12 protein-coding genes are annotated in these 13,745 nt (G+C 62.1%); 7 read left to right on the top strand and 5 right to left on the bottom strand.

Translation table 11 applies throughout. The features are described 5' to 3' along the window. Positions 1 to 90 precede the first annotated feature (90 nt). The gene (locus ACK4SV_RS12910; RefSeq protein WP_409918247.1) at positions 91 to 300 is read right to left on the bottom strand and encodes a hypothetical protein; all 210 of its coding nucleotides are present in this window, start codon (positions 298 to 300) and stop codon (positions 91 to 93) included. A gap of 206 nt (positions 301 to 506) precedes the next feature. Next, a complete protein-coding gene (locus tag ACK4SV_RS12915; protein ID WP_409918248.1) occupies positions 507 to 860 on the bottom strand; it encodes a RyR domain-containing protein in 354 nt (117 codons plus the stop codon). A gap of 298 nt (positions 861 to 1,158) precedes the next feature. Here ACK4SV_RS12915 and ACK4SV_RS12920 point away from each other — a divergent pair, with 298 nt between their 5' ends. From ACK4SV_RS12920 to ACK4SV_RS12935, 4 genes are all read left to right on the top strand, one after another. Further along, the gene (locus ACK4SV_RS12920; protein WP_409918249.1) at positions 1,159 to 2,640 is read left to right on the top strand and encodes a hypothetical protein; all 1,482 of its coding nucleotides are present in this window, start codon (positions 1,159 to 1,161) and stop codon (positions 2,638 to 2,640) included. A 29-nt stretch (positions 2,641 to 2,669) separates the two neighbouring features. Continuing rightward, on the top strand, positions 2,670 to 4,676 hold the full coding sequence (locus ACK4SV_RS12925; RefSeq protein WP_409918250.1) for a hypothetical protein: 2,007 nt from the start codon (positions 2,670 to 2,672) through the stop codon (positions 4,674 to 4,676). Further along, positions 4,673 to 6,793: a hypothetical protein gene (locus ACK4SV_RS12930; protein WP_409918251.1), complete on the top strand. Its 2,121-nt coding sequence runs from the start codon at positions 4,673 to 4,675 to the stop codon at positions 6,791 to 6,793. The genes ACK4SV_RS12925 and ACK4SV_RS12930 overlap by 4 nt, the downstream gene beginning before the upstream one ends. Before the next feature lie 347 nt (positions 6,794 to 7,140). Continuing rightward, entirely contained in the window at positions 7,141 to 8,028 is an 888-nt protein-coding gene (locus ACK4SV_RS12935; protein ID WP_409918252.1) for a toll/interleukin-1 receptor domain-containing protein, read from the top strand. A gap of 388 nt (positions 8,029 to 8,416) precedes the next feature. Here ACK4SV_RS12935 and ACK4SV_RS12940 read toward each other — a convergent pair whose 3' ends face one another. The 3 genes from ACK4SV_RS12940 to ACK4SV_RS12950 are packed head-to-tail and all read right to left on the bottom strand — an operon-like array spanning position 8,417 to position 9,695. Next, positions 8,417 to 8,665: a hypothetical protein gene (locus ACK4SV_RS12940; RefSeq protein ID WP_409918253.1), complete on the bottom strand. Its 249-nt coding sequence runs from the start codon at positions 8,663 to 8,665 to the stop codon at positions 8,417 to 8,419. Continuing rightward, entirely contained in the window at positions 8,665 to 9,132 is a 468-nt protein-coding gene (locus ACK4SV_RS12945; RefSeq protein ID WP_409918254.1) for a hypothetical protein, read from the bottom strand. Before ACK4SV_RS12945 ends, ACK4SV_RS12940 begins: the two co-directional genes overlap by 1 nt. Before the next feature lie 14 nt (positions 9,133 to 9,146). Next, positions 9,147 to 9,695: an antirestriction protein ArdA gene (locus ACK4SV_RS12950; RefSeq protein WP_409918255.1), complete on the bottom strand. Its 549-nt coding sequence runs from the start codon at positions 9,693 to 9,695 to the stop codon at positions 9,147 to 9,149. A 293-nt stretch (positions 9,696 to 9,988) separates the two neighbouring features. Between ACK4SV_RS12950 and ACK4SV_RS12955 the strand changes: the two genes are divergently transcribed. From ACK4SV_RS12955 to ACK4SV_RS12965, 3 genes are all read left to right on the top strand, one after another. Next, positions 9,989 to 10,162, top strand: a complete 174-nt coding sequence (locus ACK4SV_RS12955; protein ID WP_409918256.1) for an endonuclease/exonuclease/phosphatase family protein — start codon at positions 9,989 to 9,991, stop codon at positions 10,160 to 10,162. Between the two features lie 750 nt (positions 10,163 to 10,912). Then, the gene (locus ACK4SV_RS12960; protein WP_409918257.1) at positions 10,913 to 11,455 is read left to right on the top strand and encodes an Lrp/AsnC family transcriptional regulator; all 543 of its coding nucleotides are present in this window, start codon (positions 10,913 to 10,915) and stop codon (positions 11,453 to 11,455) included. Positions 11,456 to 11,767: 312 nt separating this feature from the next. Continuing rightward, entirely contained in the window at positions 11,768 to 13,741 is a 1,974-nt protein-coding gene (locus tag ACK4SV_RS12965; RefSeq protein ID WP_409918258.1) for a type IV secretory system conjugative DNA transfer family protein, read from the top strand. Positions 13,742 to 13,745: the final 4 nt, after the last annotated feature.

Genomic DNA, 13,745 nt, shown 5'->3' on the forward strand with positions numbered 1-13,745 from the left:
TCGTGCTCCCGGATCATCGCAATGATCTGCTCGTCTGAAAATCTGCTCTTGCGCATGTGTCATCCTCTCTGATCGAGAGAGTCTGCAAATTCATGGCCGGAATTCCGGGGGCTGGGTCAGGGGCAATACACATCCCGGCACGAGCCGGCATTGGCGCACGCGCTTCCTCCCAGCCTGCCCCCCGGCAATGTGGGCATCGTCGATGAACTGGTCGGTGAACCCATTGGCCTTGAGCCAGGTTTCGAGCTCGCTAACGAGAGCGTCATCCAGGCTAAAATGGGACAAGATTATCATCGCCATGGCCGGGCGGGTCTCCTTCGTTCCAAATGGACCGAAGGTAATCAGAAGATGAGGGGGGCGTCACGTGCGGGCCGCAGGTCGCTACCTCAATTTGCAGGCTCCGGGGTGCCGATCGCGTTGCCTTTCTGCCAAGCTGCGCGGCTGGCGCCGCGGTCAATACGCGCAGGCCGACGTTATCTTGGCGCAGGCAGCTGCCGTTCCGCCCCTCAGGCCAGTGCCCGGACGACTGCCTGCAGGAGCACATCCTTGCGGCGTTCGACATCGGGAAGGGCGTTCCAGGGAACCATCAGAGGATGGGTCTTCGCCGCAGCATCCTTGACCGGCCCGTAACGCCAGCCACCGGCCTCCTTCTGGCGCAGCCATTGTGCGTGCTGGGCTTCGCCGCTTTCTTCAGGATGGGTCAGGGCATGGTGCACGCTCTCACAGGTCGAGGCTTGCATCCAGTCCGGCGCCTCTTCCCATGCAGGGATGTCATGCTGGCCATTGGCCGCCGACCAGGCGCGCAGCGCCTCGTGAACCACACGGGCAATTCTGTCATCCCGGGAAACAATTTGCGTCATCGGGTCAGGTCTCGCAGAACAATGTTGCGGCATCTTCAGCCGAGCGTCGCACCTGCCACCTTGTCTGCCAAGGGGCAGATGATGTGAGCCGGCCTCGGACCAGACGCGCAATCTACCTGCCGCCGTGGCCGCCGGAAACGCCGGATTCGTGGGATTGCCGGATAATCAATGTTTGGTTAACTTCACAAGCGAGACGCCAGCCTTCCATCGAGACCCGGGGGAGGCTGCAGATTGCAACTGTCGACCCTTGTCGGGAAGTGAATAAGTGGAGGGGGCGATGCGATTCAGCAGGCGCACTATGCTGGCGATGAGTACATCGATCCTTGCGGTGGCATGCGGCGCGGCGGAACCGTCAGAGCTTTCCGAAGCTGAACCGGCTGCGGCCCCCGAAGCGCCTCCGACCGTGTCGGGGCTTTCAGAAGAAGAGCTTGACATTCTTGCTTCGGCTTTCGAGGCGGACCCGGACTGGAACAGGGATGAGGGAACCGTTGCCCCAGTCAGTGTCGCTCTCGTCAGGAATGACCTGAGACGGGCAGTTAATGAAGTCTGGGGCGAAATTTCAGGCAATCCGAACAAATACTTCGGCTGGGCCCGGGATGAGGATTCGTTTGACTACTTCCATCTCGTTTCAGTGGGTCCCGCTCTGGAGAGCGGGCGGGGGCCCGTTCCGACGTCCGCGGATGGGGCAGAGTTTGACCTGACCGCATCCGTGTTGCGGAGAATGGCTGAGGCAAATTACTTCAGGTTCGATCATGATCAGGAACCTGCAGACAGCGACCGCCGGATTATCTTCGGGCTGAGGGGCTGCGAGATTGTATCCGGGAGCCAGAGCTTCTCGACCGGCGCGCGTCTGAGGGATGTGAGACCCGATCATCGCCGCCGCCGGTGCGTGATTGGTGTCTGGGACCCTGCTACGGACCAGGTCGCAGTCTTCGAAAGTTCCACTGTCCCGCTGGAACTGCACAAGGCAATCTATCAGCAATGGGTCCGGGGCGGAATGTCTGTAAGAGGGTCCTGGCGTGCCTGCATGGTCCCCCAGGGGCTGCACCGACGTACAGTCGGCCTGATGTTTGCAGATCGGGCACTTAGCGGGCAGTGGCCGCTGACACTCCGCCAGGATCCCAGTCCGGTTCCTGTGCTCAGATCGCCTGAAGGAGATGCATTCACCTGGAGACGGGGCCAGATTGCCGATGAAGACGGACGTGTCAGACAGTCCGCCAGCCAGTGGGATCCCAGCCGTGCATCTGAGAGAATAGCTTCGGTCGGCGCACATATCCATGCGGCGGCGTATGGTGGAACAGAACTTCAGTTCTCCTCGCAGGGCTGCCAGACAATACAGGGAAACTTCCGGAACGGAAAAGCCGACGGGCACTACGCGCTGTTCCATCAGGCGATGGGGTTCGGACCGGTGACTGAAGGTGCGGTTACCCGAAGTGATGGCTCATCCGCCCCGGTTTACCAGAGTGAGAAGGACGGACGATCCTACCCATTCATGCTTCTGACAGGCGCTGAAGCAAGGTTGCACGCTCAGGGGGCTGACTTCGATGCACTCCGCCGCGTGCGCCTGGGTTCGAGTTCTCCCCCTGATGCCAGCGAGCGCCATATCGTCAGACAGCTTAAGCGGCGGATTGGCGGCGATCAGGGGGCGCCATTGATGACAGCTTCAGATATGCTGCGACTGATTGAGCAGCAGTCCTCGCTCAGCTTTGAAGGGCTTGCGCCAGACGGCATCCTCTGTCCGCATCACGCCGAAGTTTTCGGCGATCTTCAGTTTCTCTGAAGCGCGGGCATGGAGCGGAAAACGCCGAAATGTCTGTAACGTCCGGATTCCGTGTTTCGCTCCTTTTGCCTCGGAGTGCCAGACCTTACACGGAAAGCTATTTTGCGGACCGGCCCCAGGTCGTTCGGATCGGAATTGATCTGTCTAATGATATTGTTCTCCCGCAAGCCCTGGCCGGCGACTTCAACGAGGGCGTGCGGCAGTTTCATTGTACGCTGATCTATACCGGCAGCAATTTCCGTATCGACTTTGAAGGCGGCGCAGAAGTTTTCGTTGCAGGTGAGGCGCAATCCATCATTACCCTGACAAATCCGTTCGAGCTCTCCAGTGGATCGAAAGTTTCCCTGCGTCTCGGAACGCCAAAAGCGACACCGGAAAGCGTCAACCCCGAGATCATCATCGAGCGCCTCGGGAAGGCCTCTGCTGTGCCGCCCGGGAAGCGAGGCGCGAGAACAGGCAGACCCAGCAATGACATCGTCGCGGTTGTCAGGCAGACGCGCCGGAGACAGACCCGCCAGGGGGCCTTTGTCTCAGTCATGGTCCTCCTGATGTGCGCCTTCGCTTTAGCGGGCCTTAAGTTTTTTGAACGCCTTGAACGTTTTCCGGGCGACAGGTTGCGTGAACTTGAGGCCAGCGTAGCAGTTATCGGGACGGCACTGGGCGGGCCAGTAGCGCTCAGCCAGGACGATATTGCGGACACGTTTGTACCGGTCGGCACCGGCTGGCTCTGCTGCGGGCCGGATACAGACCGCTCCGGTGATGTCCTGAAAATCGTCACAAATGCGCACGTCGTCAGCCAGGTCGACAGCATGGCCCGGGCCGGGGAAACGGACCAGCGGATCCTTGCCGTTTTCCCTCGTGTGCAAAACGGCGGATCTGAAACTGAACCGGTTATTGTCGACCTGACGCGGGCGATCAGGCAGGACAGACTTTTTGCGGAACACAGGCTCTATGCACGGTTTCAGCAGCAGTTTCAGTCCTCGTCGCGACCCTATTCCAACGTCTACGATGTCGCCCATATCGAGATAGCTGATGAGGAAACACGTGACAGGCTCAGGCACCATGCAAGATTTGAAATCGGCGCGGGACTTTCATCTGCCGACAGACAGGTTGGCATCATCGGGTATCCGGTGGAGAATCTGCCAAGAGCCCTGAACCCCCTCGACCCGGTTGCAAGGACCTATATTGAAAATGTCGCCCGGCGCACCGATCCGTTTCTGTCACCTTCAGCCGGTCAGGAAGCGCTCGTGCCGGAGCTGTATGCGGTCAGGGCAGAAAGTGCGGGCGGACTGTCGGGTTCGCCTCTGATTCAGTTCAACAGGACGGCGAGAAAGTTTGAAGTCGTGGGAATGGTATTCAGCGCAAGCTTCCTGCAGAGCGATCCGCGCACGGATGCTTCATCGCCCCGGGTTGCCGCAAGCGATATCGTATTTGCATCCGGCGCGCTCGCCATCCGGCAGCACCTGGCGCTCGTGCCTGCCGGCTTTGAAGAGGCCGCCGAGAACAGCTGGCGCCTGCTGGGCAACCCGCGGCGAAACATCTCTGCAGCCTGCGACGCATTTTTTGCGGCGGCTGTTCAGTCTCACCCTTCGCTGGAAAAGGAAGGCTTTTGTGCTGCGCTGGGGCGAAATTTCAGTTCTGCAACAGCGTCTGAGGTCGCGGGCGCGGTGCCGGCAGGCATGGCGGGTCCGGCGCCTCTTCATGCGGCGATGCGCGGATGCACCCGCTATGGGCCGGGACAAGTCGTAAGTGTTGTTGCGCTGTCTGACGGGCAGCGCCGCTACGAACCTTTGACGCTCGACACCTGGGTCGTTTCAGAGAGAGTAGACCCGGGCGGTACGTGTGACGGAAGCTTCCTGTTCGACGTAGACCGGAAATACATGACCGACTCAAATGCTTCCCTGGTCCAGGTTGTAAAGCCCGGAAGCGATAGAGGCGGCATAATATGGTATGAGCTGACAGCCCCGGCGGAACTCAGTTTCACCCTTGCCATCGGATGCTTTCCTGAAACAGCAGAGTGCGGGATCAGACCATGAAAACAGATCCGGATACGGAAAAACTCAAGGCGGACTGGAACAGCTATGCCTGCGGAGCCCATTTCCCCGCAGATACGCAAGCGGACGCCCATGCGCCAGTTGCCGGCGATATCCACCCGCTCATTGCTGCCCTTATGGTGCTCGAGCTGCGCGGAGAACCTGCCGCGCGGGAACGGCTGCAGGCCGAGAAATCAGACGATCCGGGGCTTGCGTACTGGAAAGCCGTCGAACTTGCAGGACTGGCGGACGGCGCCGGACAGCCGGGGCCGGGCAAATGGGCCCTGCGGACTGATCAGCTTGAGCAGGTGGGCAACAAAAAACCTGGCAGCGCTGATGGCGGGTCCGGAGCTGGCTGGATCATCAGTATGGCGGAGGGGCGGCGGCAGCTGATGCTCGCGGAAGCGATGAACAGAGATGACAGGCCGTTTTCCGAAAGTCAGTCCTTTCTGACACGGGCGAGCGCATCATTCGCGGCGGCGGGAGACAGCTATGGGATTGCGCGCGCGCGCGTCCTGGAGGCACGCGCTTTGTCCTGGCGGGGCCGCCTCGTCGAGGCACAGCACGCCCTTTCAGCTGCTTTTGTTCGCTTCGCGGCACTGGGGAACCGTTTCGGCATTGCCGATTCTTCCTATGAGCTGGGGGTGGCGCTCCGTGAGCTTCATCGCTTCGAAGAGGCAGCTGAAATGCTGGGCGCGGCGATCGGGATCTTTGCGCAGACAGGCCGCCCGGACACACTTGCGAGGGCAGAGCAGGGGCTTGCCTTATGCCTTATCGCTCAAATCCGGTACGGCGATAGGCGCGGGAGCCTGGTCGACGAAGCATTCCGGTATGCTGCCACGGCATTTGTCCGCTCCACATGTTATCCGGACCAGCCCTGGCCGGAAACGGTAGCAGTCTCGGTGACCGCGGAGCAGACGCGGCGTGACGGTTTCAGGGCAGCGATGGCAGCAAGGGACCTTTCAGAACTCAGCCTTCTGACAGGCGAGGTGCAGAAGGCTCAGGCCTGGCGAAACAGGGCGATGACCGAAAGCGGGCTGTCGCCTGAAAATGGAGAGACGCTGAAAGGCCGGTTCGTAATGCCGTCCTTCGATGCGGCAACTGAACCCGATGGTGACCGGATGCACGCTCTGGCGCAAAAGGCGGGCTCTTTTACAGCTGTGCGCCTTGCCGAAATCGATGAATATCTCATCGGCCCGCGCAATGATGATGAAACTCCCGGACTGGCCCAGATTGCCGCGGCGTGGCGCATGCGCGGTACGCCGTCATTCGAGATCGAAGCATGGCTGGCTGCTGCTGACCAGGCGTCCACATCTCCGTCGGTGCCGGCACGGCTGCGTTTCGAGGCGCTGAGACGCGCCGAACAGCTGGGCTCAGCGGTATTCCGGTCATATCTGCCGGAGATACCCGGCGAGATTCCAAAGGCAGATCGAAGCGCAGCCGATGCCGCCGGTGTTCGTGTTGCTCAGATACTTCGTCAGGACACCGAACGGGTGATCTACCGCGTGATCGCCAAAGATTCCGTCACCTCGGGAAGGCTCCTCGTTCATCGCGGCGGTGCGAACAATGGGCGTACAATCGACCGGGTTCCGGACCTTGCGAGCCTGTCCAGACGCCGTCAGGGTTTCCCCCGCATTTCCGCCTGGGGATATACGGACGGGAATTTCTGGCTGTTGGACGAACTGACGACCGGCCAGCCACTCAGAAATGCGCTTGAACATGCTGCTTCCCCGGCCGTCAGGGCCCGCATTCTCGCCTCTCTGCTCCTGGCTGAAAGCGCTTTACAGAAAATGGAGCTGGAGGCGGCTGCACTGCGCCTCGAGTCCGTGGTTGTGCTACCGGGCGATACGCCAGTCGCCCGGGAATACGCCCCCTTATTCTGTTCACGGAATGAGACAGGAAACGCAATATTTGCCGGAGCAACGCGCGACGCTTCACTTCTGGAAACCTACGGCGCCTTGATCCATACGACCCTGTCGGGAGACAGGTCAGAGAACAGATCTGTTTCCCCGCTACTTTCAGAAATCGGTTTGATGGTGAAGCGCGCTAAACGGGTAGGCGAATCCGAAACACTTACAAGGATGGCGAACCTGCTTCATTCCTTGTCTCGCGCGGAATAACAAAGCCCGGCAGAAGTCGGAAATCAGCGAAAGCCGGAGTTGGATCGGCGAATTGCTGTGTTGATCGCAAAGTGCAAAGGCGGGCACTGACCAGCGCGATGGCTCTCTTGCTCTGAGACCCAAGCCTGGCGAAGCCTATCTCACGATTGCTAACCTGTCTCTTGCTCCGTGCGGGGGTGCCAGGCAACCTCTGTATTGGTTGCAAGCATCGGTGCGGTCTGTAAGATCCTTTACTTGTTTAGGTCTATTTGGGGGGGAGCGTCTTCTTTTTTTTCTTTTTCTTTCTGCCTGGAAAGTGGATCGCAGCGGACGTTTCGTTAATCGAGACGGCGGGGTCAGCCGGATTCATGGCTGGCTTCACTGACGTATTGCAATCACATGTTGAGAGGGCGGAAAGGACGATGGCGTCGAGCCCGTTGGCCCAACAATACGAAGAAGTATATGGGCGGGTGACGCCGTACGTGCTCCTTCCAATGCCAGTGGGCATGTCATGGAATAGTTTCAGGGGATCGGGAGTCCTTGAGCGCATCGGACACCTGATTATCACCGGGAGGGTCAAGGCGTTCGACGTTCACGTTGGTGAACGCTGTGGTCGGGCCGCAGGAGAGCGCTCAGCAAAATGGAAGCGCGAACTCTTCGGCAAGGCCTTCTTCCAGCCGCCTGCCAACGGCAGTCCATGGAAGCCAAAACGCCTTTGTCGGATCGTGGAAGAGACAGTCGCGGAGGCCCACTGGACGCTGGAGCGTTGGGCCGAGCGTTTCACTTTGTTCCGAACCGACGTCGGCGCGCACGCTGAAGGTCAAACCCCTACGATGCTGGGGCACGAGCCTCCGTGCACATTCCTTTCTTACTCGTCACACGATCTACAGCGCGTTTCCGGTTTGGCGCATGCTGTTGCTTCGGTTGGTCCCCAGCTCTGGTTCGACCGAAAAAGCCTTGCAGATGGCGAAGACTGGATAGACGGCATTAAGCGAGGGCTTTCGCACAGTGAACGACTCGTCGCTTTTTGCTCTGCTGACTATTATGCATCGTTTCCGCGTAGCCGTGAGCTGAAAGTATTCAGCGGACTGAAGCGCCCAGTATTGCCGGTGGCTCTCGACTGCGCGAAGCCTAGAGGCGCAGCGAAGCGCAAGTTCTATCGGTTGCAACACATTCTTGCCGCCCAGTTAGAGGACGAAGAGGTAACTACTCGAATAGTGGCGTGGCTGGAGCGACAACGGCAACGTGACGCTTAGCTGGACAAATGCGTGGTGGATACCTTCGCGCATCGCTACATTCGTCGTGATCCCAAGCCCTTGCCGAGGGTGTGCCCCAGTTATTGATGGCAGGTGGATAACCCTGCATGCGGCGCGAGCGCTGCCTGCGATTTCATGACCTCAGGATGGGATGCCGCCAATGCACACTCCGGGGACTCTTCGAGCCAGCGAGTTACTAAACGCATCTTGGTCACGTTCTACTGCTCATCGTTCCTGCGGCCTGACCCAAACCGAGCCCGGAACAGAACCTGGGCGCTGCGTCGTATTGAACCCAGTTGGATCTTCTCTAACGACCTGGGTCCTCGCGTGAAATGCAACGCCGGCCCAGCTTAATGGGCGTCCTTCCAGGCCGCGGCACCGGCACGCTTCAGAAAGGAAACAGCTCCCCCGGGGCGAGGGCAAGGCCCAGCCGCCATGGCGGCAGGTACCAGTTGATTGGCACGTACCGCGCGCCGAACGCATCGAGGGCCGGATCCGGATCGCAGGCGCCGAGGTCATAGTCCCGGATAGCGATGTCGGGCCTGCGCCCGGCGACCCAGATCGCGGTGAGGAACCCTTGCTCGATATCGAGCGTGAGCTGCGGGCGAGGCCCGAGCAGGCGTTCGAAGTCGTCCATCAGGGCGTCTCCCTGCGGGCGAGTGAGGCAAGACGGGACAATACCGCGCGGGCTTCTTCCAGGGCTTCGGGCAGGAGGGCCTGTGCTGTCTCGGTCGGATGGGTATTGTCGGTATACGGATCATGGGCCTCGATGCCCCACAGGCTCGCCGAATGGGGCGCGAGTTCCACGCCTGCGAGCGAGACCGACAGGACGACGCCGCAATAGAACCACTCGCCCCGGCGCCAGCCGTCCATCATGGCTTCGGCGCGCCCCTGCGCCTCGGCAACCCGCTTGCGAGGGTCTGGCCCCGGCCCGATAAATCCCGGGGCATTCTTCTCGAGAGAGGGCCAGAAGCCGTCCTGGCGCTGGTCGGGCCGGTCGGGGCAGTCATCGGCCATAATCCGGGCGGAGACGTTGAAGCCGGCATGCTCGCAGGAGATGACATCGCCGGGACAGACAAAAGAGGCAAAGCGTTCGCTGAACATCGCTGCGCCCTCCCTTACCGGGACCAGAAGACATGGACTTCGTCGAAGCCCGTCTGGAAGAGGAGGATTTCGCCATTGAGGGCCATGTCGCGGGCAAGCGCCTGCCAGTCGATATAGTATTCGAGCGAGGCAGGGATTTCTGTGCCGGTCTCCCGGACCATCTCCTCGGCAAACTCGGCGGCCGTATGGTACTGGCCGGCATATTCCTCGAAGGCGGCGCGCGCCTCGTCGACAGACCCGCCAAAATGATCGAAGAGCTTTGCGCCCAAACTGCCATGCTCGCCGAGAAAATCGGCAAGGTCGCAGACCGTCTCGAAGGAGGCGTATTCTGAAAGGCTGATGCCTTCAAAGCCGTCATGGTCATGCAGGGCCCATTCCTCCGCGCCGGGCACCGGGCTGGCCGCCAGCATGGCGCGCACCTCGCCCATGATCTCGTCCGGGGTGGTCGCATCGATCCAGCGCCCGTGCAGGACGCCGCTGTTATAGGCCGCAAGGCACGCCACATAGATGCGTGGCCGCTCATTCGGTGAGGCTGGGAAATGGGTATTGGTTGGCTCGGTCATGTCAGTCTCCTTCGCCGTCTCACTTCTGTCCGCAGGAGGCGGTGGCGGGCGGCAGGAAGGCGCATGGCCGGAGCGCATGAGGGCGCCGCGCAAGGGGAAGCTGTAGGTAGAATGCCTGCGGACGTTCACGGACGATCAGGTCCCGCCCCCTTGCGCGGCGGCCGCGCTCCGGCAGACGCGCCGTCCGCCCGCTACCGGATCTCCGGCGCCGGGGGAGACACGATTGCTGCCTTGACGTGACCCCCGCGGTCCTGTTGTCACTCGGGTGACGGGAGCAGGCGGGGAGTTCTCAGGTGAGAATCGTCAACTGGAATATCGAGCGGCACGCTCCATCGAAATGGCGGGCGAAGTCCCTGCTGGCCGAGATCGCAGAGCTTGATCCGGATGTTCTGTGCCTGACCGAAGCATGGGAAGAGTCCGCAGCGGCTCTGGGCGGCCACGCGATTTCAGCGCCAGGCGCCCTCTGAGCAACGAGGACAAAAGCGAGCGCAAAGTCCTGCTCTGGTCAAAGCATTCCTGGCAGGATGTCGAGACGATCGATGCGCTTGAGGTGACGGGAAGCGCGATCACGGGCCTGACGTCTCTTGGTGAGACGCGGCTCCGTGTGACCGGACTTTGCATCCCCTATCACTTCGCAAGTCCGATCGGCCAGGAGCCTCGGGCCAGGCCCTGGCGCCAGCATGAGCGATTTCTTGAAGATCTTTCCCCCTGGATCCGCCAATGGCAGGACGAGGGGCCCGTGATTATACTTGGGGACTTCAATCAGTTCATGCCGCACGTCTGGGGACCAAAGCGTTCCCATGCGCTGATGGAGACAGCTTTCGCTGGATTCAGGTTTGTAACGCACGGCGAGATCGAAGGGGTCGACGCCAGAGCGATCGACCATGTTGCCTTTGCCGGTAATCTTGAAGCAACCAGAGTGTTCGGCCGGCCCGCAGCGTCAGAGGACGGGCGGAAGCGATCCGATCATTTTGGCGTTGTGGTTGATTGCGCGGCGACGTCCGGAGGTGAGGCCTGACACTCTGCGCAGAAGCTGCCTCGCATTCTCCGGACGTCAGTTTCCGGGAACCGTGCATGGAACCCCGGAGGCAGGTTGAGCGGAGTCTGTAGCGACATGTCAAATCAACACGGAGTTGTTTGTCAAAACATCTTAGGGTTTACTTAAGCTGCTCCGGATATTGCGTGTTGAACGGATGTAGCTGCCGACCGACGCCTCCATGACCCGGAATGACCGCACCCCGACGTCAACGCAGCCCCTGCCGCCCTTGTTTGCGCCTTCCGGCGTGAGGCTTGATGCAACCGACTTGAAGATCCTCCGCCTGCTGCAGACCGGGGCGCGCGCGTCGATCCAGGATATCGCGCGGCGTATCGAGCTGTCCCATAGCGGGACGCTTCACCGTCTGCGGCGGCTGGAAGAGTCCGGCGCCGTGCTGCGCTACATGGCAGAGCTCGATGCGTCGATCTTCGAGGCCTGGCCGGTCACGTGGATCGACCTTGCCCTGACGCGAAGCCCCGCCGCCAGGCGCGAACGGTTCGAGCAGGCAATTGCGGAGGCGCCGGAAGTGATGGAAGCGATCGAGATCATCGGCGAGTTTGATCTCTCCCTGAGGGCTGCCCTCCGCCAGGCGGCCGACTGGCCGGTCCTGAGAGCCGCGCTCGATCCGCAGGCAGAGTTCATCGACCGCGCCCGGATCCGCCCCGTCGCGCGTATCGTCAAGCGCGCTGTCCCGCATCCGCTTCTGGTCGGAGATCCGCGCTGATCCACGCGCTTGTCAGACCCTCTCTGCCCGGATGATTCCACGCTCGCGCGAATTCCCCCTTGTCACTACCGCCGCTTCCCGCCCTGAGGCGCGACGCCGCAAAAACCACGAAACCCGCCGCCCATCCGCTGCCGGATGAAGACAATCGCGAGCAAAGGGTTCCTGTCTGGTGAGTTTCGCCAGAATCTGGCCTGCGGCCCGCCCGGACCCATTTCGCCCGGAGGGTGTCAGCGCTGGCGATTCGCCCTGTCTCCGGCGGTGATGGCCCCGAAGCCCGGGGCTGTTCCCGGGCGTTTCGGACCAGGTCTGACCATGCGCTTCGGAGTTGCTGCGGCCGCCTCCCTCCTGATCCTGGTGCTCGCCTTCAGCGCGGCGACGCAGTTCATCGGCCATGTCTTCGGCCATCATCCCGCGCTCGGACCCCGGCTTGCCCTTTCCGGGACATTCGCTCTCTATCCTCCGTGGACGGTACTTCGCTGGTCGTCTGCCCATGCTGCAGAGTTCCCGCGTCCGTTCAGACTTGCCCAAGCGATCCTCTTCACAGGAAGCCTCGCTGCCCTTGCGCCGATCGCACTGACAGCAAAGTCCGGCAGGACCCAGAAACCTTTCGGCGCAGCGGCCTGGGGCAGTTTCGAGGACGCCCGGGCGGCCGGGCTTTTTGCGTCCAGCGGCACGGTCCTCGGCAGGCTCGGCGGCGAGATCCTCTGCCATAACGGGCCGGGCCACCAGCTCCTGATCGGCGCCTCGCGCGCCGGCAAGGGCAGGGGCCATATCGTCCCGACGCTGCTCGCCTGGGGCGGATCGGCCCTCGTCCTCGATGTGAAGGGCGAGCTTGCCGGCGGCGACCCACGCCATCATTTTCCGGGTACCGGGGGGTTTCGCGAGACGCTCGGCCCCGTCCTCTGCTTTGCGCCGACAAGGCCGACATCAGCGTCCTTCAACCCGCTCCTTGAAGTGCGCCGCGGCGCCAATGAGGTCCGCGACGTCCAGAACATCGTCGAGATCATCACCGATCCGGCCGGCGATGCGCGCCATTCCGATTTCTGGGACAAGTCGGCCCGGCAGGTCATGACGGGCGTGATCCTGCATGTGCTCTATGCCGAGCCGCTCCCCCGCAAATCTCTCGCCGTCGTGCGCGAGAAGCTGCGCGACCTGAGGGCCACCTGCGAGGAGATGCGCTTGACGCTCCACCGGCTGAGCCCGCTCACCGGCCAGCCGGAGGTCCATCCGGAAGTCCTGCACGGGGCGACGAGTTTCCTCGCCGGGGAGGAGCGCCTCCAGGCGGGCCTCAAGGCAACCGCCGAGAGTTTCTTCGGCCTCTTTGCCGATCCGCTGGTGGCCGAGAAGACCAGCGTCTCGGATTTCCGGCTGGCAGACCTGATGTGCGGGGACGCGCCGGTGACGCTCTACCTGCAGCCCCCGCCTTCGGACGCGGCGCGCCTGATGCCGCTTATGCGCCTTTTCCTCAACCAGCTTGCCCGCAGCCAGATGGAGGATCTTGCCCATGGCAGCGACGGACGGGCGAAGCGCCACACCCTGCTCCTCTGCCTCGACGAATTCCCCCAGCTTGGAAAGATGCCCTTCTTCGAGACGGCGATGGGCGCGTTCGCGGGTTACGGCCTCAAGGCTTATCTCGTCTGCCAGTCGCTGAACCACATCCTGCGCGCCTATGGCCGGGACAATGTCATCCTCGACAATTGCCAGATCGTGACGGCGTTTGCCGCGGCCGACATGGATACGGCGAAAAAGATTGCCGAGATGGCCGGCGAGGCGCGTGAGCTTCGCCCGCAGCATTCCGAGCAGCGCCCCCGGCGGATCCTTGGCGCCCGAAAGGGCAGCATCACCTGGCGCGAAGAAAGCCGCCCTCTGCTGCTCGCCGCCGATGTGCGCCAGCTTCCCCCCGGCGAGCAGCTGACCTTTGTGACGGGCACAAAACCCCTCCGTACAAGGAAGCTGCGGTATGACGAGGAGCCTGTCTTCGCCGGGCGGCTGCGGCCTGCCTCGAAGAGGCCCGTCCGTCTGACGACAGGCCATGACTGGGAACATGTCCTGCCCCTCGGCCGACTTGAGCCGCAGGCTGACACACGGCGTCCCGCGGCGCCTGCGCGCGCGCGGACCTCCGCGCCCGCCGCTTCATCGCAGGGGGACCTGTTTTCGCCGGGGCCCCTCAGCCTGTCGCAGCAGGCGCTCGCCGGCCTGAAAGCGCCCCCGGGCTGGCCCGGCCCGCGCCAGCCGGCGCCGCCGGAGCCTCCGGGCAAACGGCCGCGCCGAAGAACGGGGATCTGACGCT

Origin of the sequence: Hyphomonas sp., from assembly GCF_046313735.1 — a bacterium.
In the GTDB taxonomy this organism is placed as follows: domain Bacteria; phylum Pseudomonadota; class Alphaproteobacteria; order Caulobacterales; family Hyphomonadaceae; genus Hyphomonas.